This is a genomic window from Actinoplanes aureus (assembly GCF_015704865.1).
Lineage (GTDB): Bacteria > Actinomycetota > Actinomycetes > Mycobacteriales > Micromonosporaceae > Actinoplanes > Actinoplanes aureus.
Window position 1 is genome coordinate 492,027 of the sequence record NZ_JADQTO010000001.1, and the last position, 21,564, is coordinate 513,590.

Genomic DNA, 21,564 nt, shown 5'->3' on the forward strand with positions numbered 1-21,564 from the left:
AGCCCGCACCCGGGCACCTGTCAACCACGCCCCCGCGCGAGTGCCTCATCGATGGCCAGCGCCGCCTCGTCCGCCACCTGCGCCGCCGGGAGCAGGGCGCCGCGGCGGCGCAACACGGCCACCCGCTCCGCGCCGAGCCGCTCACCGGCCGCCGCCCGAGCCCGATCCAGCCGGGCGGCCTCGGCCGGATAAACCTGGGCCGGAGGCAGAGCCGCGTCGATCAGCATCGCGGTCTCGTCGGCACCGACCCGCACCAGCAGCACCACCAGATTGCGCAGGGCCGCCGCGTGCAACGTGTCGTTGCCGGCCCGCCGCCACAGGCGCAGAACCTCGCGGAAGGCCGCCAATGCCGGAGCCGGATCGCCGTGCCGGCTGCGTACGGCCACCGCCGCGGTCCCCGACGCGGCCTGGAAGAGCCGGTCGTCGACCGATCCGGCAAGCGCCGCCGCCTCGTCGAGCAGGGCCAGCGCCCGCTGCGGGTCGGTGTCGCCGAGCGCCTCACCCAGCCCGTACCGAGCCTCGGCCCGGGCGCTTGGATTCCCAATGGCGTCGGCCAGGTCCATCGCCTCGCCGGCCAGCTCGACCGCCTCGTCCACCTGCCCCGACCAGGCACGCACCAGCGCCTCGCCGACCAGCCCGGAAACCCGCGCGACCGGATCGCCGTCCATGGCCCGGTAGTGCTCGATCGCCGCCTCGGCGTCGCAGGCGACAAGCGCGACGTCCCCGAGCACCTCGTGGGCCGGGGCACCGGGCGGCTCGGCGCTGCCCGCGAGTTTCCGCGCCTCGTCCAGATCGCCGCGCCCCCACGCGTGCGTGGCCGCGGCGGCGAGCGCATCCGGATGGGCCGGACCGTCGACGGCGGCGCGGCCCCAGGCGAGCACCTCATACTGCTGGCAGCGGTAGCCGTACCGGTACATCGCCGCGGCGAGCCGCACCCGGATCTCCGCCGAACCCCGCGCGTACGCCAGGCGGAGGTCGGGCAGGAGGGCGTCGATCTCGCGTACCGCCGCGGCCTGCTCGGGCCCGCGCATGCGCGCGTCGAGTTCTTCGGCGGCGGCGGCCATGGCCGCCGCATGCCGTGCCTCGGTGGCCTGCCGGTCCTCAGCGGCCCGCACGCTGGCATGCCGGCCGTCGGCAAGCCCGCCTCCGCGCGAGTCCGCCGGCCCGGCAGGCGCCAGCCCTGGTCCACCGAAGACGGTCCCGCGCGCCGCATGCCGACCACGGCCCTTGGTAACACCGGAACCGGCCCCGGCCTGTTCGGCGCCCGCCCGCGCCGCATCGGCCCGCCCGGCTCGTTGGAAGGCAGCCGGGCCGGCGCCGCCCGCCCGCGCCACCGCATCAGCGCGCCCAGAAGCATCAGCGCGCCCAGAAGCATCAACCCCGCCCGCCTGCTCGCTGGCGTAGGCCCGCACGGTCTCCAGCAACCGGAACCGGCCCGGCCCGTGCCGGGCCACCAGCGACCGGTCCACCAAGCCCGCCAGCAGCGCCGCCACCCGCGCACGCGGCAGTTGCCCATCAGCCGCCACCTGCTCCGCGGCCGCCACCGAGAACCCGCCGGCGAACACCGCCAGCCGCCGCAACAGCTGCGCCGACGCCGGGTCCAGCAGCCCGAACGACCACTCCACCACGGCGCGAAGCGTCCGGTGCCGGGGATCGCCTCCGCGCCGCCCCCGGCTCAGCAGGTCCAGCCGGTCGTCGAGCCGGGCATGCAACTCGCTCACCCCGAGCGCCGCCGCCTGGGTAGCGGCGAGCTCGATGGCGAGCGGCAGCAGATCGAGCCGCTCCACGATCTCCGCGACCACCGGCGAGGCCGGCACCCGGGCCCGCTCACAGAACAGCCGCCGCCCCGCCTCCGGCGCCAGCGGCCCGAGCCGCAGCACCCGCTCCCCGTCCACCCGAAGACTTTCCTGGCTGGTCACCACGAGCCGCACGCCCCGCAACGCCTCCGCCAGCTCGGCCGCCGCGCTCAGCACGTGCTCACAGTTGTCCAGCACCACGACCGGATATCGCTCGGCGGCCGCGGCGATCGCCGCCACCGGCAGCTCGTGCGGCGCCACCCGGGCACCCACGCCGACCGCCACCGCGGCCAGGAAATCCGACTCCCGCACATCGGCGGCATCCACCCAGGCCACCCGCACGGCCCGCACGGTCTCGGCCACCAGCCGGGTCTTACCCACCCCGCCCGGCCCAACCACGCTCACCAGCCCCGGTTCCGCGAGCAGCGTGGCCAGCGCACGCTGCTCACCCTCCCGGCCGAGAAACGACGAGAACCGCAGCGGAACGCCCGCGCCAGGCTCATCTTCCGGCCGAATCAGCGATGGTACGAGCTGCGAAGAAGTACCCGGGCTGCCCGCGGCGACCTGGGAGCCCACTCCCGGCCGCCCGGCCGGCTCCGGGCCGATCCGGTGGTCACCCGGGCCGGCCACCGCCGCGCCCGCTGAGCCGGTGCCGGCCGAGGAAGCCGAAGCTGGAGTGCCGCGCAGCAGAGCGAGCTGTGCCTGCCGGATCTGCTCGGAGGGGTCGAGGCCGAGCCGGTCGACCACCGCGTCGGCGTGGCGGCGCAGCACCTCCAGGGCGTCACCCCGGGAGCCGGCCGCGGCGAGGGCGCCGGCCAGGGCGATCGCGCCCTCCTCCCAGCAGGGGTCGGCGTCGAAGACCGCGTGCAACTCAGCGGCGGCCCCGGCGGGCGGCAGTGTGCCGGCGAAGTGCAGCAACGCCGTCCGGTGCAGGGTGACCAGACGAACCGCCGTACTGCGGAACGGCTCGCCCGGGAACTCGGGCAGCGGCGGCCCCCGCCAGAGGGCGGCCGCATGGGCCGCCCGGTCGCGCACCAGGTCCTCGAAGTGCAGAGCGTCCACTGCGGAACGGGACAGATTCAACCGGTACCCAGCGGGCTCGAGGCTGATCAATCCGGGCACGCCGAGCCGGGCGCGCAACCGGGCCACATGGGATTGCAGGCTGTTGCGCGCCGACGGCGGTGGATCCTCCGGCCAGAGTGCGTCGATCAGCTCGGACACCCCGACCGGGCGGCCCGCCCGGAGGGCGAGCAGCGCCAGGACCGCACGTTGGGACGCGCCGGCCAGGGCGACCGGCCCGTCGTCGCCCTCCACCTCGAAGGGTCCCAGTACCCGGACCAGCACGCCCCGACGTTATGACCTCGCCCCAGGGGCAGCGCAAGCCCAAACGACGTATCGACAGATCTCCGACTCAGGAGATCCGTTTCACCGCAGCCGGTAGAACCGCCAGAAGTCGTTCGGCACGTCGAGAACCTCGGGCCGCGAGTATCCGGCGTCGCGAGCCCAGCCGAGCAGCGTCGGCGCGCGCAGGATCGTCCCGTTCGCCACGACCGGGTTCTCGGCGCGGGTCGCGGGCAGGCAGTGCAGGACGCTGAACGCGTACTGGAGTCGCTCGATCTCCCCGGCCGGCGCGGTGAACTCGTCGGACACCCGCTCGTCGGCGATGAAGACGCTGCCGCCGGGGTTGAGCAGGGCCCGGGCGTTGCGCAGCACCCCGACCGGGTCGCCCATGTCGTGCAGTGCCTCGAAGATGGTGATCAGGTCGTAATCGCCGCCGGCCTCCGCCGCGTCGCCGGTGGTGAAGCTGACCCGGTCGGCCACGCCGGCCTCGGCCGCGATCCGCCGCGCCTCGGCGACCGAGTGCTCGTCCAGGTCGACGCCGCGCACGGTGACCGACGGGTACGCGAGCGCCAGCGCCACCGACGAGTACCCCATCCCGCAGCCCAGGTCGAGGATCCGGGCACCCGGCGTGGCACGGAGCCGCTGCTCGATCTCGGGTACGGCGGGCAGCCACTCGGTCGTGAGCGAGTGGTCGAACATCGGCCGGTTGAACCCGGCGATCCCGTGGCGCACGTGGCCGTACTCGGAGTAGGGCACCCCGGCACCGGTACGGAACGCCTCGATCACCCGCGGGGTCAGCAACGCGACACCGAGGGCGAACTCGCCGGCCGCGCCCGCGTACGCCGGCCCACCCTCGTCGAGCAGCACTTCCTCAGCGCCAGGGGCGAGTTCGAAGGAACCGGTCAGGAACCCGGCCGCGGCCTGCTGTTCCAGCCATTCCCGGGCGTACCTTTCATCGATGCCGGCGGCCTTGGCCAGCTCGGCCGGGTCGCGTGCGCCGTCCCGGACGGCGGCGTAGAGGCCGAGCTGGCGGCCGAGTTCGACGGTGCAGAGTTCGACGGCGCCGGTGAGGGCGCCGAGCAGGCGTTCGGCAAGAGCTTCAGCTGTCATGCGTTCAGGTTGCGAGGGTCCGCGTGCAGTCCGAGTGCAACACGCTTGACCTCAAGTCAGGTTCAGCTTGCAGCATCAGGGTCATGAGAGCTGCCGTGTTCGACCGGTACGGTCCGCCCGATGTCCTGCGCCTCGCCGAACTACCCGATCCCGAGCCCGGACCCGGGGAGGTGCTGGTCCGGGTACGCGCCGCCGGTGTCCAGCCGTTCGACGTGGCCGTGCGCACCGGCGGAATGCCGTGGGTGCGGGCCACCTTCCCGCAGCAGATCGGCCAGGAGTACGCCGGCGTGATCGAGCGTCTGGGCCCCGGCGTCGACGGACCCGCGGTGGGCACGCCGGTGCTCGGGTCCACCATGCTCAACGGCGCGTCCGAGCTGCTGACCGTCCCTGCCGAGAACGTGGTGGCCAAGCCCGCCGGCCTGGACTTCACGACCGCCGCCGCCCTGGTCGCCGCGTCGCAGACGGCGAGCGGCGCCTTGCTGGAGCTGAAGGTCACCGCTGGTGACGTGCTGCTGGTGCACGCGGGCGCCGGCAGCGTGGGGACGATCGCGATCCAGCTGGCCCGGCTGGCCGGCGCCACCGTGATCGGCACCGCGAGTCCGGGCAACCACGACTACCTGCGGCAGCTGGGTGCCGTGCCGGTCGCGTACGGGGACGGGCTGATCAACGCAGTCCGCGCCACCGGCCTGGCACCCACTGTCGCGCTCGACGCCGCGGGCGGCGAGGCGATCGCCCAGTCGGTGGCCCTGGGTGTCGCACCGGACCGGGTCGGCACCATCGTGGACGACAAGGCGGCCGCCGACGCGGGTGCGCTGGTGGTGCGTGCCGGCCGGTCGCCGCAGCGGCTCGCCGAGGTGGTGGCGCTGGCCGAGCGGGGAAAGGTGGTGATGCCGGTCCGCGCTTTCGCTTTCGAGTCGATCGCCGAGGCGCATGCCACCGTCGAGTCGCGCCACGGCCGCGGCAAGGTGGTGGTAACCATCGGGTGAGCGCCCGGTTGCAGAGTGGATCACGGGCTCAGTGCCCGGCGGGACCGGACGATCCGCCGGGCATGCGCCTGTATCGCCACCTCACCGGGAACGGCCCGGCCCCGCTGCTCGCCGCCGGCGTGATGGCCGCGGCCATCGCACTGTCCGCCGGCTCGGAGGCCGTCGCGGCCACACCCGTCCCGCAGCAGGAGACCGCGACGAACACTGTGGTCAGCGCAGGTACGCCAGACCGTCGAGCATGACCGAGGGCCGGCCGGCGGTGCCTTCCACCTGGACCCGCACGGTGTGCCGGCCGCTGTCGCGCCACATCCGGGTCCAGACCGCCTGCCGGTATGTCGCGGTCGCCGACCGCAGGTCCACCACGCCCTGATCGCGCCCGTCCAGGAAGATCCGGACCCGGCCGGAGGTGGCCGTGCGGCCCACCACCAGAGCCGCCGATCGGCCGGTGAAGGTCCAGCTGAGTGACGCGCGCCCGGCCGACGCGGTAAGAGCCTCACTGCCCAGGAAGCCGGGGTCGCGCAGGGTGCGCCAGGTTCCGGTCCGCCGCGCCCCGGCCTCCGGCAACATCATCGGGGTACGCGTGACCGAGGCGCTCCGCACGTTCCCCGCCCGGTCGGCCGCCGTGACCGTCCACGCACCCGCCTCGCCGAGCCGGGCCGACCCGTCCAGGGCCCGCGCGGTCCCGCCGAGCACCGTCCGGGTGGTGCCGGTGACGCGTACCGAGCGCACGCCGCCGGCGTCGGTGGTCGTCCAGCCGAGCCGGACCGGCACCGTGTTGCTCAGCGTCCCGACGCGCAGCGACACCTGCGGGGCCGCCAGGGAGGGCGGCACCGGGTCCGCGATGATCCGCTCACTCGTCACCGAGGTACGCCCGGACAGATGCACCGCCTTGACCGCGACCGTGTGCGCGCCCGGGGTGAGGCGTACCCGGGAGCGCCGGTGCCAGGCCGGCGCCCCGGCCAGGAGCCGGCCGTCGAGCCACACCTCGAAGCGATCCAGCATCCGGGTCGGCGTGCTGAGGTTCCAGAGCGGTTGGAGAAGTCCCCGGCTGTAGTACCGGCCGGCGTACGCGGTCGCTCCGCCGAGCGATTGATAGCGGAGCCCGGCCGGCGCCCCGCCCGCGATCGTCCGGATCGCCGGGAGCTGGGCGTAGAGGGAGTTGCCCGGGCACTCGGTGCGGCCGGTGTCCCGGTGCCCGGAGATCCGGTTCAGCACGGCCGGCTTCCCGGCCGGGTACCGGTCGCTGCCGCCGGAGGTCAGCCGCACCCGGCCGGCCGGCGGACTCCCCCAGGCACCCAGCTTGTAGGCGGCGAGCTGGGCCACCGAGGCGCGGGCCGCCGCCGGGATCCCGATGCCGCCGAAGTTGCCGATCACCGCGATCGCGCTGGAGTTGTCGTTGAAGCCGAGCGTGTGCGCACCCAGCACGGACCGGTGCACGCCACCCCGGCGGCCCTCGAAGATCCTGCCGCACTTGTCGACCAGGAAGTTGTAGCCGATGTCGTTCCAGCCCTTGCTCTTCACCTGGTACGCCTCGATGCCCCGGACGATGCTCGCCGACTGCCCGCAGCTGTACCCGTTGCCGGTCGCCGTGTGATGCACGAACACCACCTGGATCGGCCCGGTGTACGACGGTGTCTCCTTGACCAGCATCTCGTTGGCGCCCCAGCCGGCCCGGCTGACCATCTTCGGCACCGGCCGCGCCGGAAGGCCGGGCGCCCGCTTCCCGCCGGTACGGGCCGCGACGAGGTCGAGCCGCGGAGTGGCCGTCGAGGAGGCCTCCGGGTTGATCAGGTCCACGCGCAGTCCGTCCGGCACCGGACCACCGTCGGTCGCCACCATCCGGGCCTGTACGCCGTCCGACGGCCCCACCCAGAGCGGATCACTGGCGCCACGAACGGCCGGCCCGCCGGACCCGCCCGAGGCGTCCGGGTTGTCGGTCTCCAGCAGCTGCCAGGAGGTCCACCGGCCGGTGCCGATCGACCGGGTGCGCACCTCGATCGCCCCGGCGGCCACCGCTCGCGGGTCACTCCAGCTCACCCCGAGCAGGCTGAACGGCGCGGTCCGGCGGCTCGGCAGTTCCGCCGTGCGGAGGGCGGCCGAGCGGGCTGAGATCAGCCGTGCGTCCCGGGTGGCGGCCGCCTGATCGAATCGGAACGTCTGCACCAGCGGTTCCGCGGCCTGCGAACGGGGCAGGCTTCGCGAGGGAACCGTGAGCAGGCTTTGCGAGCCGGCCAGGACGGCAGCGGCGAGGACGAGACGTACGACGAGCCGGTTTCGGCGCATGGTGAGCTCCCCCGGCCGCCGACAAAGGGGTCAATTCAGGATGTACCGGCGACCTTGTGCCACCTTGCCTGGGTCAGATGTGACACGTGGGGCATTTCGCGAAAAAAGCTCCGATTTTTAGTTCGCCACCCAGATCGCCGTGTTCAGCGCGGTGGCGAAGGTGACCCACGCCCAGTACGGCAGCAGCAGCCCCGCCGCGAGCGGCGAGATCGGCCGGAACCGCCACACCGTCACCCCGATCAGCACCCAGAGCACCACGATGTCCAGCAGTGCCAGACCGTACTGACCGGCCCCGAAGAAGATCGGGGTCCAGGCCGCGTTCAGCACGAGCTGCACGGCGTACCAGTTCAGGGCGGACGACCAGCCCGTACGCCGCCAGACCAGCCAGCCGCTCACTGCGATCATGACGTACAGCACGGTCCACACGGGGCCGAACACCGAAGACGGCGGCGCCCAATCCGGGCGGTCCAGGCTCTGGTACTCCGACGCCGTACCGGTCACGCCGAGGACGCCGATCAGCGCGGCCAGCGCCACCGCGGCCCCGAACCCGGCCAGCGCCAGCCACGGCGAGACGGAACGGCCCGGACGCATCGCATGACTGGTCATGCGGGCCGAATACCCCCGGATCACCCGCACGAATCGCCGGCAGACCTAGACCGTTCGTTTGTAGACGACCGCTTGCCATGGAGCGAGGGTGCGGTCGACCGGGGCTTCGGCCAGGTTGTTCAGGATGAGCTCGGCGTTCTCCATCTCGGGGACCTCGGCCCGCACGGCGTCGCCGGAGAAGTTGCCGATCACCAGGAGCTCGGTGCCGCCGAGCCGGCGGGTGAAGGCGTACAGGCGCTCGTCGTGCGGGAGCAGCATGGTGAAGTCGCCTTCCGCCACCGCCGGCTCGGTGTGCCGCAGCTCGATCAGCCTGCGGTAGTAGTGGAAGACCGAGTCGGGATCGGCGCGCTGTGCGGCGGCGTTGATCTCCGGATAGTTCGGGTTGGCCGGCAGCCACGGCGTTCCGGTGCTGAAGCCGGCGTTGGGCGAGTCGTCCCACTGCATCGGGGTACGCGCGTTGTCCCGGCCCCGGGCCCGCAGGACGGTCAGCACCTCCTCCGGGGTCCGCCCCTCCAGGTCGAGCGCCTGCCGGTACTGGCCGAGCGCCTCGATGTCGCGGAAGTCCTCGATCCCGCCGAACGGATAGTTCGTCATGCCGAGTTCCTCGCCCTGGTACACGTAGGGCGTGCCGCGGTGCAGGTGGAGCACGGTGCCGAGCATCTTGGCCGAGGTGACCCGGTGCTCCGGGCCGTCGTCGCCGTACCGGGAGACGACCCGCGGCTGGTCGTGGTTGTTCCAGTAGAGACTGTTCCAGCCCAGGTCGGCCAGCCCGGCCTGCCAGCGGCCGAGGATCGCCTTGAGCTGGGTGAGCTGGAGCGGCTGGAGCAGCCACGGGTCAGGGCCGCGGTCCACCCAGACGTGGTCGAACTGGAAGACCATGTCCACCTCGCCGCGGTCCGGATCGGTGTGCAGCCGGGCCTCGTCCACGGTGACGCCGGGCATCTCGCCGACGGTCAGCAGCTCGTCCCGGCCCCTGAAGACCTCCCGATGCATCTCCTGGAGGAACTCGTGCAGGCGGGGGCCACCGACGAAGCTGGCCGAGCCGTCCGCGTACGCGGCACCGGTGGACAGCCGGCCGTCCGGCAGGCTCACGTCCTTGGAGATCATGTTGATCACGTCCATCCGGAAGCCGTCCACGCCCCGGTCCAGCCACCAGCGCATCATGGCGTAGATCGCCTGCCGGACCTCCGGGTTCTCCCAGTTGAGATCGGGCTGCTTCCGCGAGAACAGGTGCAGGTAGTACTCGCCGGTCTTGTCGTCGTACTCCCAGGCCGGCCCGCCGAAGACCGAGCCCCAGTTGGTCGGCTCGGCGCCGGGCGTACCGGGCTCCATCCCGTCGCGGGCCGGGCGCCACCAGTACCAGTCCCGTTTCGGGTGGTCCTTGGACGAGCGGCTGTCCAGGAACCACTGGTGCTCGTCCGAGCTGTGGTTCACGACCAGGTCCATGATCAGCTTCATGCCGCGGGCGTGCGCACCGGTGAGCAGCTCGTCGAAGGTCTCCAGGGTCCCGAAGAGCGGCTCGATGTCCTGGTAGTCACTGATGTCGTACCCGTTGTCGTCCTGCGGCGACGGATAGATCGGGGAGAGCCAGAGCACGTCCACGCCGAGCTCGGCCAGGTGGTCGAGGTGGTCGATGATGCCGCGCAGGTCGCCCATGCCGTCGCCGTCGGAGTCCGCGAAGCTCCGCGGGTAGATCTGGTAGACGACCGCCTTCTTCCACCACGAATCCGTCATGGCTCTTCTCTAACACGGAAACCCAGCCGGTATCGGCCGGGCATACTGACCACGTGCTTATGACCTATAAATCTGATTTGTCATGAAGATTGGACTCTTGGGGCCGATCGCCTGGCGTACGCCACCGGTGCATTACGGCCCCTGGGAACTGATCACCGGTCTGCTCGCCGAGGGACTGAGCGCCCGCGGCGTCGACGTCACGCTCTTCGCCACGCTGGACTCGGTCACCAAGGCCACCCTCGACGGCGTCGTGCCCACCGGGTACGAGGAGAACGACCAGATCGACGGCCGGGTCTGGGAGGCGCTCCATGTCAGCCACGCGCTCCAACGGTCCGGTGACTTCGACCTGATCCACAACCATCTGGACTGGCTGCCGCTGGCCTTCTCGGCGCATTGCCGGGCGCCGATGGTGACCACGGTGCACGGCTTCTCCGGAAGCAACATCCTGCCCGCGTACCGCCGGGCCCGATCGCACTTCGTCTCCATCTCCGACAGCGACCGCTCGCCCGACCTGGAATACCTCGCCACCGTGCACCACGGTGTCGATCTGTCCGGGCTGCCGTTCCATCCGAACGGCGGCGACGACCTGATCCTGTTCGGCCGGATCCACCCGGACAAGGGCACCGATATCGCCATCGAGATCGCCCGCCGGGCCGGGCGCCGGCTGATCATGTGCGGAATCGTGCAGGACCGCGATTACTTCTCCGAACGCGTGGAACCCATGATCGACGGGGAGCGTGTGGTCTATCTGGGCTCGGTCGGACCGGACGAGCGGGGAACGATTCTCGGCTCCGGTGCGGCACTGCTGCATCCGATCCGGTTCGCCGAGCCGTTCGGGCTCTCCGTGGTCGAGTCGATGGCGTGCGGGACGCCGGTTGTCGCGTTCCGGAAGGGGTCGATGCCGGAGGTGGTGGACGAGGGGGTGACCGGGCGGCTGGTCGACACGATCGACGAGGCGGTGCAGGTGGTGGGGCGGCTCGCGGAGATCGATCGGGCCGCCTGCTCGGCGCGCGCCCGGGAACGCTTCTCGGCTGACCGGATGGTTGAGGAGTACCTGACGATTTACCGAAAAATCATCAGCTGAATAGCTGGATGTTGTTAACGTCGCAATGTGAATTGCGCGTTAAACCGGCCTAATTCCTGGGCCGCCTTTGCGCCGTTCTCGCGCGGTCCTGCGCAGTTTGCCCGCGCGCGCTGAGTCCGTGCTGCGGGGAGGCAGCCGGCCGAGGAGAAAGGCTTGTCATGCCCGCGACGTACGGGTTTTTGAGCACCTATCCCCCCACACAATGCGGTTTGGCGACATTCAATGCGGCACTCGCGACCCACCTGAATGAGGGAACCGGCGGTTCCGGTGTGGTGCGGCTGCTCGCCAGCGACGACATCAACGGTGGGATCGCGCTCGACCGGGCCGCGCCGCGGGTCGTGCACACCTGGCACACCGATCGTCCCGGCGGCTGGGTGGCCGCCACCACCGCGCTCAACCGCTTCGACGTGGCGGTCGTGCAACACGAGTACGGCATCTACCCCGGTGACGCCGGAACCGAGATCCTGCCGGTGCTGCGGTCCCTGCGGATACCGGCGATCGTCGTCCTGCACACCGTCCTCACCCACCCGGACCCGCTGCAACGGTCCGTCCTCGAGCAGATCGGCGCCACCGCCGACGCCGTGGTCACCATGACCGACACCGCCCGTCAGCGACTCACCACCCACTACGAGGTGGACCCTCGCAAGATCACGGTCATCCCGCACGGGGCGGGCAGCCACAACGGCGTACCCCGGGAGGATCACGACCGGCCGCACCTGCTCACCTGGGGCCTGCTCGGCCCGGGCAAGGGCATCGAGTGGGCGATCCGGGCGCTCGCCCGCCTCGACGACGTCGAACCCCTGCCGGTCTACACCGTCGCCGGGCGAACCCATCCCAAGGTGCTGGAACAACAGGGCGACGGATACCGCGAATCGCTGAAGGCGCTCGCCGCGGAACTCGGCGTGCAGGACCGTGTGCACTGGTCCGACGTCTACCTGGAGCCGGCCGACCTGTCCCGGCTGATCCGCTCGGCCGACGCCGTCGTGCTGCCCTACGACTCGACCGAGCAGGTCACCTCGGGGGTGCTGATCGAGGCGGTGGCGGCCGGGGTGCCGGTGGTGGCCACCGAGTTCCCGCACGCGGTCGAACTGCTGGCGGACGGACCGGGTCTGCTCGTACCCCATCAGGATCCGGACGGGATGGCCATGGCCATCCGGCGGGTGCTCGCCGAGCCGGGCCTGCCCGGCCGGCTCACCGGCCTGGCCGGCGGACCCACCCTGCGCTGGCCGGCGGTGGCCGCGCGCTATCAGGCCCTCGCCTCCCGGCTCGTCGGGGACCGCCGGCCGCTCGCAGCGGCCACCGTTCCGGCATGAGCCTGTCGTTGCGGCTGCTTCCGCCGCCCGTCCGGCTCAACGATGTGCCGGAACCGCGCTGGGACCACGTGTTCCGGCTCTCCGACGACACCGGCCTGCTCGAACACGCGCGCAACGCGATCGTCCGGCGTGAGCACGGCTACTGCGTGGACGACGTCTCCCGGGGACTGCTGATCGCCTGCCGGGAACCCCGGCCGGACCCCGAACTGACCCGGCACGCCGAGCGCTACCTGGCCTTCCTGACGCACGCGCAGGCGGCCGGCGGGGCCTTCCACAACCGGATGAGCTTCGACCGGCGCTGGCTCGACGAACCGGCCCTGTGCGACTGGTGGGGCCGGGCGATCTGGGGACTCGGCACCGCCGCCGCGCGCGGCGGCAACGGCTGGATCCGCCGGGAGGCGATGAACGCCTTCCGGCAGGGCGTACGCTGCCGGTCGCCGTGGCCGCGGGCGATGGCCTTCGCCGGGCTGGGCGCGGCCGAGGTGCTGCGCGCCGATCCGCACGACCGGGAGGCCGCGCAACTGCTCGGCGACGCGGCCACGGTGATCGGGCTGCCGGGTTCGGATCCGGACTGGGTCTGGCCGGAGCCGGAGCTGACGTACGCGAACCCGGCGCTCGCCGAGGTGGTCATCGTCGCCGGGGACCTCCTCGGTGACGAAGCGCTGCTCGCCGACGGGCTGCGGATGCTCTCCTGGCTCTGCGACATGCAGGACCACCACGGCCATCTCTCCACGGTCCCGGTCGGCGGCTGGCGGCGCGGGGTGGACCGGCACCGCTTCGACCAGCAGCCGATCGAGGCGGCGGCCACCGCGGACGCCTGCGCGACGGCGGCCGCGGTCACCGGGGACGAGCGCTGGGACGCACCGCTTCGCCAGGCGATCGGGTGGTTCTTCGGCGACAACGACACCGGATCGGTGATGTACGACAGCGAGACTTGCGGTTGTTATGACGGATTGACGGTTGATGGTCCTAATCTGAACCAAGGAGCCGAATCCACCCTCGCGCTTGTCTCGACGCTGCAGCATGCCCGCACGCTGGCGAAACGGAGCGCGACCCGACCGTCAGGCGGCCTAGCGTGACCGCAACCGTAAATACGCACGACATCACCCGTCACAACATCACCATGGCGCCCGACGGCCGCCGCGTGGTGATCAAGCTGTTCGTCCCGGGGGAGGACGCGCACATCACCCACAACCGGGCGTCGTGCCTGATCGAGCGGGTCCTCCAGCTCGACGAGACGGACATCGCCTCGCTGCTTGACGACGTCCTGAACCGCTTCGCCGGGCGGCACCACGACATCCTCTCGGTGTTCCAGCACCACTACGGCGTGGTGCAGCACCGGGTCCCGGCCGAGATCGACCTGTCGCCCGCCGCCCGTACCCTGATCGGCGCGTACTTCAGCCACGAGTTCTCGGTCGAGGCCGCGGCGCTGTGCAACCCGTCGATCGTGCCGCACCCCGATCAGAGCGACCTCGCGCCGGGCGAGATGCGGGCCGCGCTCAGCCTGCGGCAGATCGGCGAAGGGCACATCTCTTCGATCGGCTTCTGCAGCGTGGTGCTCGGCCCGGGCGCGGCGATCCGTCTCGAGGACCGGGACGGGCCGCTCACGATCGGTCAGCGGGTCGGCGCCAAGCACATGAAACACCAGCTCTTCGCGGCACTCGCGGACGAGGACATCGACAACGAGGCGTCGGCGTACGTCCTCGGCGCCCTACCACCCCGCTACGACGACCAGGTGTTCGAGGACGTCCTGAGCCACCTCCCGGCGGAGATCCTGGCCCGGCCGACCACCCCGATGACCCTGGAACTCATCCGGAGGATCGTCGGCGACGACTACGCGGTGACCTTCCCGGCCACCATGCCGCTGCACCAGCGGGTGCTCTGGCCGGCCACGCCGAGTGAGAGCCGGGGCATGGAGGACGCCCGATTCGTGCACGTGGTGGACCCGGACGGGCGGCCCGCGTATCAGGCGACATACACCGCCTACGACGGATTCAACATCTCCGGGCGGGTGGTCTACACCCGGGACCTGCGGCACTTCGAGGTGACCGCGCTGCACGGCCCGGCCGCCCGGAACAAGGGCATGGCGCTGTTCCCGCGTTACATCAACGGCCGCAAGATGGCGCTCTGCCGCTCCGACGGCGAAACCCTGGGCCTGGCCGTACGCGACGAGAAGCACCGCTGGCAACCGGCCGGCCCGCTGCTGGTGCCACACCGCGGCTGGGACCTGATCCAGGTGGGCAACTGCGGCTCACCGATCGAGACCGAGGCCGGCTGGCTGGTGCTGACCCACGGCGTCGGCCCGATGCGCCGGTACGCCATCGGCGCCATGCTGCTCGACCTGAACAACCCGGAGCGGGTGATCGCCGACCTGCCGCAGGGCCTGATCGACCCGGACGAGATCGAGCGCGAAGGGTACGTGCCGAACGTGCTCTACTCCTGTGGCGGTCTCGTGCACGAGGGACGGTTCTGGCTGCCGTACGCCTCCAGCGACGTACGGATCAGCTTCGCCAGCATGCCGCTGGACCGTCTGCTCCACCGGATGGTGCCGGTCAGCCAGTAGTGACCGTGCCCGCCACCACCCAGATGGTGAGCACGGCCAGGAAGGTCCCGCTCGCGCCGGCCGCCTCGACGCAGGCCAGCCACTCGTCGCGGACGCCGGGCGGGGTCCCCCAGGTCTCCTCCGGCACCCGCGGGTTGACCATCGGCAGCACCACCGCGGCCGACTCGGGGTCGGCGAAGAAGCAGGTCACCGGGGTCGCCGACACCCCGGACAGGCCGGCCGCGACCAGGCGCCGGCGCAGCGTCCGTCCCATGTCGAACCGGCGCGGGGTGAGATGGCCGCGCGCGTGCGCCATCACCACCTCGCCCAGGCCGGCCGGCATCCCGTCGAAGGCGAGCGAGGCCCAGTCGGTGTCCACCAGGCAGATCCGGCCGCCCGGGCGGGTCACCCGGATCAGCTCGGCGATCGCCCGGTCCGCGTCGTCGACATGCTGGAGGACCCGCTCGCACCAGACCCCGTCAACGCAGTCGCCCGGCAGGTCCATCCGGCAGATGTCGCCGGTCACGTACCGCACGTTGCTGCCGTCGTGCCGCCGGACCGCGGCCGCCGTGACCGAGGCCGAGTGGTCCAGGGCGATCACCTCGCCGCGCGGGCCGATCTCGGTGGCGAGGAGGCGGGCCACGTCGCCGGCTCCGGAACCCGCGTCCAGCAGGCACTGGCCGGCGGCCGGGCGCAGCTTGTCGAAGGCGACCCGGCGAACGCGCCGGATTTCCGAGTGACGACCCATTTCGGTCAGCGCGTCCAGCACTATCTCGGACATCTGCGCCGTGAGACCGTCGATGTCGGCAAACGGGGTCCGTTCCTTCTGCGCGGGTTCCATCAGGCGATTGTTCATCCCGGCGGCACCGATCGCCTGTCCTCGTCATCCATCTGACAGGCGCGGTACCTGCCGTTTCGCTTGATCGGTACCACGGTGTGCGGAATACGCACACGGCAGCCTCGTCACTTACGGTAGTGGGGCGTGCGTCACAAGTTACGGGAAAGATCGAATGCAACAGGACGGCAATGGATGTGAAAAACTGCCGGGCATGATCGAGCGGGTGAAGTTCGGGCTGGTCGGCTACGGCACCGGAGGGCGGGTCTTCCACGCGCCTCTGATCGCGTCGGCGGAGAACGTGGAGTTCGTCGGCGTGGTCACCACCTCGGCGGAGCGCCGGGCACAGGTCGCCGCGCAGTTGCCGGGCGTCGAGGCGTACGACTCGATCGCCGCCCTGGCCGCCGACGGCGTGCAGGCCGTAGCGATCTCGACGCCGGCCGCCACCCACGCCGCCCTGGCCCGGGAGGCCCTCGCCGCCGGGCTGGCCGTGGTCGTCGACAAGCCGTTCGCGCTGGACGCCGGCACCGCCCGCCAGCTGGTCACCGAGGCGGAGGCGGCGGGCGTGCCGCTGACCGTCTACCAGAACCGGCGCTGGGACTCCGACTTCCTGACCGTCCGCAAGCTGATGGAGAAGGGTTCGCTCGGCGAGATCCGCCGCTTCGAGTCGCGCATGGAGCGCTGGGCGCCGGACCGGGAGCCGCCCGCCGCCGGCGGTGGCACCCTCCTCGACTTCGGTTCCCACCTGGTCGACCAGGCGTTGCAGCTGCACGGCCCGGCCGAGCGGGTCTACGCAGAAATGCGCGGCGAACCCCGCGACGACGACTTCTTCGTGGCCCTGCACCACGCCAACGGCGTCGAGTCACACCTGTGGGGCAGCTGGCGGCAGGCCGGCCCGGGCCCCCGCTTCCGGGTCACCGGCACGGCCGGCACCTACATCTCCGCCCAGCTCGACTGCCAGGAAGAGGTACTCAAGTCCGGCAAGTCCCCGGCCAAGCTCCTCGACCGCTGGGGCGTCGAACCGGAACATCGCTGGGGCCACCTGTTCCGCGGCGCCACCGGCGCCCCGGTGGAGAGCTGCCGCGGCCGCTGGGACACCTTCTACCCGGCCTTCGCCGCCGCGGTCCTCGGCACCGGCCCGCTCCCGGTCGACCCGTGGGACTCCGTCCGCGCGATGGAGATCCTGGACGCCGCCCGGCAGAGCGCCACCAGCGGCGCTTCGGTCACCCTCTAACCCGCTGTCCCGGTACGCGCCGACGCCGTCCCGCCGAACCACACCTGCACCGCTGTCCCCCGCGGCCTGCCTGCGACTCCAGGCCCCACCGCGCCCGCCGGGCCCATACACGGGCCCGGCGCCCGGGCGGGCTGACGCCCGCCGTTGTCATCGCGGCGCCTCCCAGCCCAGCTGGGCGGGTTGCCGGGGTCAGAGGGCGGCAGGGCGGACGTCGGCGTCCACGACCCGGGCGGTGGCCAGGATGTCGGCGAAGCGCTCCGGGTCCAGGTCCAGGCCGCCGGGGACCCAGGAGATCTCGGTGATGCTGTCGCTATCGGTCATGGCCAGCAGGACGTCGTCGGGTGGCAGGCCGGCTGACTGCAACGCCCGGATCTCGCGGACGTTGACGCCGGGCGGGAGCGGCCCGTTGCCGAGGTCGGTTCCGTAACGGATCGTTCCGCCGTACTCCCGGAAGCGCCGCAGGTTGTCGACGGCGATCTCTCGCGCCGGGTCCGGCTCTCCCCAGCCGTGGATGTCCAGCGTGCTGATCCAGCACATGCGCGCAGCGCAGGCGCGCAGCAGCGCATCGTCGATCCGCTCTGTCCAGGGCGTATGCGCCAGCAGGTCGGCACCGGCGGCGAGGGCCGCGGCAACCGTGCCGGGCCCTTCGGCATGCACGACCACCGGCAGGCCGGCGGCGTGCGCCGCGTCGACCAGAGCGCGCAGGGTCGGCTCGGGCAGCTGGGGGCCGCCGGTGTGCGCGGTGACCTTGATCAGGCCGGCCCCGGCAGAGTGGGCCTCGGCGACCGCCGCCCCCGCGTCCGCGGCCGAGCGGACCTCGCGCCAACTGCCCGCGGCGGCCCAGGAGCGGTCGCTCGGGTATCCGCCCGGAGCGATCAGAAACGGACCCGCATAACGGATCCGAGGTAGCTTGACAGCCGGATAGCGGGCCGCCAGCCCGGCATCGGCCGGGGACTCGGCCCGGTCGGCGGCGACGGCCCGGCTTGGGGCCTGCTCGGCCGCTGGCGCGGCTCGCTCGGCCTGGTCGGCGGCGGCTACGGCACCGCTTCGGGTCTGCTCGGCGGCTGCCGCCGCCCGCTCGGCGAGGGCGCGGACCGCGGCGGGCACACCGCCCAGGTCCCACACCGCGGCGATCCCGCCCGCCCGCACCGTGCCCACGTCGACCAGCGCCGAGTGCACGTGTGCGTCGACCAACCCCGGCAGCAGGGTGCCGGGGAAGCGGCGAGTGTCCGGCCCGCCCGGCGCGAGTTCGGCCGGCACCGGTTTGACCACACCGTCCGGTGCGACCCGCAGGGCGACTCCGCTGCGCAGCCGCCCACCCCACCACACCGAGTCGGCCAGCAGCCATTCGATCCGCCGTGCCGAGCCAGCAGAGAAAGCCGCGGCTGAGGCAGTCGAACCAGCAGCCGAGCCGGCGTCCGGTGTGCATGCGGCGAGGCGGGCCGCCAGGCCGCAGGCGCCCTTGGCCGATCCGCCGCAGCAGCCGCCCGGCGCCGGCGCCGGTGCCGGCGAGGTGTCGTCCGCCGTCGTCACCGCTGCTTCTCGACCAGGTCGCGCAGCACCGCGAGCCCCTGATGGATCTCGGCGAAGCTGGTGCTCAGCGGCGCCGGCCCGATCCGCAGGCCGTCCGGGCGCCGGTAGTCGGGGATCACACCGCTGTCCCAGAGCGGTTCGAGCAGTTCCCGGAAACCGGCCCGGCGAAGCGTCACGTGCCCGCCCCGGCGGGTCACGTCCCGCGGGCTGATCACCTCGACGCCGTGCGGCACCAGCCAGGCGTCGGCGAGCTCCAGCACATAGTCGGTGAGCAGCAGCGACTTGGCCCGGACCGCCTCGATCCCGGCCTCGGCGAGCATGTCGAGGTTGGCGTGCAGCGGCACCATGGCCAGGATCGGCGGGGTGCCGCTGAGCAGGGCGCGGATGCCGGGGGCGGGCTCGTACCCGTGCCCCATCTCGAACGACGCCCGATGTCCCATCCAGCCCTGGATCGGCTGCCGCAGTTCACCCTGGAGTCCCCGGCGCAGGTACGCGAAGGCCGGCGCACCGGGCCCGCCGTTGAGGTATTTGTACGTGCACCCGACCGCCAGGTCCACGCCCCACTCGTCGAGCGCGATCGGAACCGAGCCGGCCGAGTGGCACAGGTCCCACATGGCCAGCGCACCGGCCGCGTGCACGATCCGGTTGATCTCCACGACGTCGGCGACCCAGCCCGACCGGTACGCGACATGCGAGAACAGCACGAGCGCGGTCTCGTCGTCGACGACGGCGGCCACCTGGGACGGCTCGACACCACGGGACGGGTCGGTCTCGATCCAGACGAGTTCCAGCCCCCGTTCAGAAGCGATGCCCTCCAGCACGTACCGATCGGTGGGGAAGTTGTCGGTGTCCAGCACCACCTTGCGCCGGCCCGGCCGGGCGTCGACCGCGGCCCGCGCCAGCTTGTAGATCAGCACCGTGGTCGAGTCGGCGACCACCGTCTGGCCAGCGGCCGCACCGAGCGCCACCGCGCCCAGCCGGTCACCCAGGGTGAGCGGCCACTCCAGCCAGCCCTCGTCCCAGCCACGGATCAGGCGCCCGCCCCACTGCTCGCGGATGAACTCGTCGATCAGCCGGGCGGTCGCTTCCAGGGGCCGGCCGAGCGAGTTGCCGTCCAGATAGGAGAGCAGCTCGGTGGCTGGCGGAGTGATGAACCGGTCCCGGTACCCGCTGAGTGGGTCGGCCGCGTCCAGGGCATGGGCGCGGGTCAGCAGGTCGTCGGTCACCGGGGCACTCCGATCTCGGTACGAACGGCGTAGAGCTCCGGGAAGAATGTCAGATCGAGTGCGGCCTTCAGGAAGGAGACCCCGCTGGAGCCGCCGGTGCCACGTTTGAAGCCGATGGTGCGTTCCACCGTCTTGAGGTGCCGGAACCGCCAGAGCTGGAAGTTCTCCTCCAGGTCGACGAGTTCCTCGCAGGCCTCGTAGACGTCCCAGTTCTGCTCGGCGTTCTCGTAGATGTGCTGGAAGACGGGCACCAGGTCGGCCTGGTACTCGTACGGCTGGGTGACGTCGCGCTGGAGGATCTCCACCGGCACCTGGTGGCCGCGCCGGGCCAGGAAGTGCAGGAACTCGTCGTAGACGCTGGGCGTGGCCAGAGCGTCCTGGAGCAGGGTGAGCGCCGCCGGGTGATCGTCGAAGATCTTCAGCATCCGCCGGTCCTTGTTGCCGAGCAGGAATTCGATCGCCCGGTACTGGTACGACTGGAAGCCCGACGACGTGCCGAGGAAGCTGCGGAACTCCGCGTACTCGCTCGGGGTCAGCGTGGCCAGCACCGACCACTGCTCGGTGAGGGTGCGCTGGATGTGTTTGACCCGGGCCAGACCCTTGAGCGCCGGGCGCAGCTCGTCCTTGGCCAGGTGCTGCTGCACCGCCCGGAGCTCGTGGACGACCAGCTTGAGCCAGAGCTCCGACGTCTGGTGCTGCAGGATGAACAGCAGCTCGTCGTGGTGCTCCGGGACGCTGACCGGATGTTGTGCGTTGAGGATCTCGTCCAGGTGCAGGTACTCACCGTACGAGAGGTTGACCTTGAAGTCCTGGACGATGCCGTCCTCGAGGGGCCGTTGTGCCGACATGCTTACTTCCTTACCGCAGCGGACCCCAGTACACCCACTGACCGTCGTGCCGGACGAACCGGCTGTTCTCCTCCATCACGCCCGGTGTGCCGTGATCGCGGTAGTGCGCGCGGAACTCGACCGTTCCCTCGGCGTCGAAGACGCCGCCGCCACCGCATTCCAGCACCTCGAGGCGCGTCCAGCGTAGGCCGGGGTCGTTCTCGACGGACTCCGGCCGGGTCTGGGGGTGCCAGGTTCGCAGCACGTAGTCGGCCTTGTCCAGGGCGAACGCGCTGAAGCGCGATCGCATCAGAGCTTCCGGGTCGGCCGCCGGCTTGCCGTCATGCGCCGGGCCGCAACATTCCTGGTATGCGCGACGCCCGCACGGGCACACGGAAGAGGCGGTCCGGGGCACCGGTTTGCGAGCAGCCATGCCGCCCAGTGTCTCTCACCCGGCCTGCTGCTCCACGACGATCGCGCTGATCACCTTCTGGCAGCGGTCCAGTTCCTCGATCAGGCCCTGCATCTCCTCGATGGCGGAGACGGCGTTCTGGGTGTCGGCCCGGATGCCGCCGACCTGCGTACCGATTTCGCTGGTCGCGGTCGCGGTCTCGTTGGCCAGGTCCTTGACCTCACTGGCGACCACCGCGAAGCCGCGGCCGGACTCGCCGGCCCGGGCCGCCTCGATCGTCGCGTTCAGCGCGAGCAGGTTGGTCTGTTTCGCGATCGTGGCGATGAGCTGCACCACCTTGCCGATCTCGGTGCTGCTGGCCTCGAGCCGCTGGATCACCTGGACCGCGGTCTCGGCCGCGCGCACCGCGGACTGCGTGGCGGTGGCCATGTCGTTGCTGACGTTGGCGAGACGGTGCACCGAGTCACGCTGCCGGTCGTGCGCCGACCAGTCCTGCTGGTCGTTCCCGCCCTGAGCAGCAGACCAGTCGTCGCTCTGCCAGTCGGTCACGCCGCCCCTCCCTGGGATTCCTCGTCCGAGGCTCAACATCCCATCCGGGGCGCGGGCTTCGCGGCGTTTTCGCCATTCCGGACGCCCCCGGTGCCGGGCCCGGCCACCCCCGGCCGGGGGGGGGGGGGGGGGGGGAGGAGTGCGTCGTGGCGG

General features: G+C 71.8%; 18 protein-coding genes. 7 read left to right on the forward strand and 11 right to left on the reverse strand.

The window, feature by feature from the left end; genetic code table 11:
• Positions 1-20: 20 nt before the first annotated feature.
• Positions 21-3,140: an AfsR/SARP family transcriptional regulator gene (locus I4J89_RS02235; protein WP_196412079.1), complete on the reverse strand. Its 3,120-nt coding sequence runs from the start codon at positions 3,138-3,140 to the stop codon at positions 21-23.
• 81 nt (positions 3,141-3,221) lie between these two features.
• Complete coding sequence (locus I4J89_RS02240) at positions 3,222-4,247, reverse strand: class I SAM-dependent methyltransferase (protein WP_196412080.1); 1,026 nt, start codon at positions 4,245-4,247, stop codon at positions 3,222-3,224.
• Between the two features lie 83 nt (positions 4,248-4,330).
• Between I4J89_RS02240 and I4J89_RS02245 the strand changes: the two genes are divergently transcribed.
• Both I4J89_RS02245 and I4J89_RS02250 read left to right on the forward strand, forming a co-directional pair.
• Positions 4,331-5,233, forward strand: coding sequence for an NADP-dependent oxidoreductase (locus tag I4J89_RS02245; protein ID WP_196412081.1), 903 nt, complete (start codon positions 4,331-4,333; stop codon positions 5,231-5,233).
• Between the two features lie 62 nt (positions 5,234-5,295).
• A complete protein-coding gene (locus I4J89_RS02250) occupies positions 5,296-5,475 on the forward strand; it encodes a hypothetical protein (RefSeq protein WP_196412082.1) in 180 nt (59 codons plus the stop codon).
• On the opposite strand, the gene I4J89_RS02255 is transcribed toward I4J89_RS02250, so the two are convergent.
• The 3 genes from I4J89_RS02255 to I4J89_RS02265 form a co-directional block, all read right to left on the reverse strand.
• Complete coding sequence (locus I4J89_RS02255) at positions 5,444-7,516, reverse strand: peptidoglycan recognition protein family protein (RefSeq protein ID WP_196412083.1); 2,073 nt, start codon at positions 7,514-7,516, stop codon at positions 5,444-5,446. The genes I4J89_RS02250 and I4J89_RS02255 overlap by 32 nt on opposite strands.
• A gap of 117 nt (positions 7,517-7,633) precedes the next feature.
• Entirely contained in the window at positions 7,634-8,122 is a 489-nt protein-coding gene (locus I4J89_RS02260; RefSeq protein ID WP_196412084.1) for a TspO/MBR family protein, read from the reverse strand.
• A gap of 45 nt (positions 8,123-8,167) precedes the next feature.
• Positions 8,168-9,856: an alpha-glucosidase gene (locus I4J89_RS02265; RefSeq protein ID WP_196412085.1), complete on the reverse strand. Its 1,689-nt coding sequence runs from the start codon at positions 9,854-9,856 to the stop codon at positions 8,168-8,170.
• A gap of 82 nt (positions 9,857-9,938) precedes the next feature.
• Here I4J89_RS02265 and I4J89_RS02270 point away from each other — a divergent pair, with 82 nt between their 5' ends.
• The 4 genes from I4J89_RS02270 to I4J89_RS02285 all read left to right on the forward strand — a co-directional run bounded on the left by I4J89_RS02270 (position 9,939) and on the right by I4J89_RS02285 (position 14,816).
• On the forward strand, positions 9,939-10,940 hold the full coding sequence (locus I4J89_RS02270) for a glycosyltransferase family 4 protein (RefSeq protein ID WP_196412086.1): 1,002 nt from the start codon (positions 9,939-9,941) through the stop codon (positions 10,938-10,940).
• 158 nt (positions 10,941-11,098) lie between these two features.
• Positions 11,099-12,253, forward strand: a complete 1,155-nt coding sequence (locus I4J89_RS02275) for a glycosyltransferase (protein ID WP_196412087.1) — start codon at positions 11,099-11,101, stop codon at positions 12,251-12,253.
• Complete coding sequence (locus I4J89_RS02280) at positions 12,250-13,332, forward strand: glycosyltransferase (protein WP_196412088.1); 1,083 nt, start codon at positions 12,250-12,252, stop codon at positions 13,330-13,332. The genes I4J89_RS02275 and I4J89_RS02280 overlap by 4 nt, the downstream gene beginning before the upstream one ends.
• Positions 13,329-14,816, forward strand: a complete 1,488-nt coding sequence (locus I4J89_RS02285) for a glycoside hydrolase family 130 protein (RefSeq protein WP_196412089.1) — start codon at positions 13,329-13,331, stop codon at positions 14,814-14,816. The genes I4J89_RS02280 and I4J89_RS02285 overlap by 4 nt, the downstream gene beginning before the upstream one ends.
• Here the strand turns inward: I4J89_RS02285 and I4J89_RS02290 are convergent.
• Positions 14,806-15,636 carry a methyltransferase domain-containing protein gene (locus tag I4J89_RS02290; protein ID WP_196412090.1) on the reverse strand — a complete coding sequence of 277 codons (831 nt, stop codon included), beginning with the start codon at positions 15,634-15,636 and terminating at the stop codon, positions 14,806-14,808. The genes I4J89_RS02285 and I4J89_RS02290 overlap by 11 nt on opposite strands.
• Before the next feature lie 208 nt (positions 15,637-15,844).
• Between I4J89_RS02290 and I4J89_RS02295 the strand changes: the two genes are divergently transcribed.
• Positions 15,845-16,864 (forward strand): Gfo/Idh/MocA family protein, encoded by a 1,020-nt coding sequence (locus I4J89_RS02295; RefSeq protein ID WP_196412091.1) that lies wholly within the window; start codon positions 15,845-15,847, stop codon positions 16,862-16,864.
• A 189-nt stretch (positions 16,865-17,053) separates the two neighbouring features.
• Here the strand turns inward: I4J89_RS02295 and I4J89_RS02300 are convergent, their stop codons facing one another.
• Genes I4J89_RS02300 through I4J89_RS02320 form a run of 5 tightly spaced genes read right to left on the reverse strand, consistent with a single transcriptional unit; the run spans position 17,054 to position 21,450 of the window.
• Positions 17,054-18,397, reverse strand: coding sequence for an amidohydrolase family protein (locus tag I4J89_RS02300; protein WP_309238155.1), 1,344 nt, complete (start codon positions 18,395-18,397; stop codon positions 17,054-17,056).
• The gene (gene kynU, locus I4J89_RS02305) at positions 18,394-19,623 is read right to left on the reverse strand and encodes a kynureninase (protein ID WP_196412092.1); all 1,230 of its coding nucleotides are present in this window, start codon (positions 19,621-19,623) and stop codon (positions 18,394-18,396) included. Before kynU ends, I4J89_RS02300 begins: the two co-directional genes overlap by 4 nt.
• Entirely contained in the window at positions 19,620-20,471 is an 852-nt protein-coding gene (kynA, locus tag I4J89_RS02310) for a tryptophan 2,3-dioxygenase (RefSeq protein WP_196412093.1), read from the reverse strand. The genes kynU and kynA overlap by 4 nt, the downstream gene beginning before the upstream one ends.
• Before the next feature lie 10 nt (positions 20,472-20,481).
• A complete protein-coding gene (locus tag I4J89_RS02315; protein WP_444876219.1) occupies positions 20,482-20,844 on the reverse strand; it encodes a YchJ family protein in 363 nt (120 codons plus the stop codon).
• Positions 20,845-20,898: 54 nt separating this feature from the next.
• The gene (locus I4J89_RS02320) at positions 20,899-21,450 is read right to left on the reverse strand and encodes a methyl-accepting chemotaxis protein (RefSeq protein ID WP_230858178.1); all 552 of its coding nucleotides are present in this window, start codon (positions 21,448-21,450) and stop codon (positions 20,899-20,901) included.
• Between the last annotated feature and the right edge of the window lie 114 nt (positions 21,451-21,564).

What these genes read in the sequence shown, in the direction of transcription:
- I4J89_RS02245 (WP_196412081.1), top strand. Translation starts at nt 4,331, where the DNA reads ATGAGAGCTGCCGTGTTCGACCGGTACGGTCCGCCCGATGTCCTGCGC.
- I4J89_RS02290 (WP_196412090.1), bottom strand. Translation starts at nt 15,636, where the DNA reads ATGGAACCCGCGCAGAAGGAACGGACCCCGTTTGCCGACATCGACGGT.
- kynA (WP_196412093.1), bottom strand. Translation starts at nt 20,471, where the DNA reads ATGTCGGCACAACGGCCCCTCGAGGACGGCATCGTCCAGGACTTCAAG.
- I4J89_RS02240 (WP_196412080.1), bottom strand. Translation starts at nt 4,247, where the DNA reads ATGACAGCTGAAGCTCTTGCCGAACGCCTGCTCGGCGCCCTCACCGGC.
- I4J89_RS02320 (WP_230858178.1), bottom strand. Translation starts at nt 21,450, where the DNA reads ATGTTGAGCCTCGGACGAGGAATCCCAGGGAGGGGCGGCGTGACCGAC.
- I4J89_RS02265 (WP_196412085.1), bottom strand. Translation starts at nt 9,856, where the DNA reads ATGACGGATTCGTGGTGGAAGAAGGCGGTCGTCTACCAGATCTACCCG.
- I4J89_RS02260 (WP_196412084.1), bottom strand. Translation starts at nt 8,122, where the DNA reads ATGACCAGTCATGCGATGCGTCCGGGCCGTTCCGTCTCGCCGTGGCTG.
- I4J89_RS02250 (WP_196412082.1), top strand. Translation starts at nt 5,296, where the DNA reads ATGCGCCTGTATCGCCACCTCACCGGGAACGGCCCGGCCCCGCTGCTC.
- I4J89_RS02295 (WP_196412091.1), top strand. Translation starts at nt 15,845, where the DNA reads ATGATCGAGCGGGTGAAGTTCGGGCTGGTCGGCTACGGCACCGGAGGG.
- I4J89_RS02275 (WP_196412087.1), top strand. Translation starts at nt 11,099, where the DNA reads ATGCCCGCGACGTACGGGTTTTTGAGCACCTATCCCCCCACACAATGC.
- I4J89_RS02280 (WP_196412088.1), top strand. Translation starts at nt 12,250, where the DNA reads ATGAGCCTGTCGTTGCGGCTGCTTCCGCCGCCCGTCCGGCTCAACGAT.
- I4J89_RS02270 (WP_196412086.1), top strand. Translation starts at nt 9,939, where the DNA reads ATGAAGATTGGACTCTTGGGGCCGATCGCCTGGCGTACGCCACCGGTG.
- I4J89_RS02255 (WP_196412083.1), bottom strand. Translation starts at nt 7,516, where the DNA reads ATGCGCCGAAACCGGCTCGTCGTACGTCTCGTCCTCGCCGCTGCCGTC.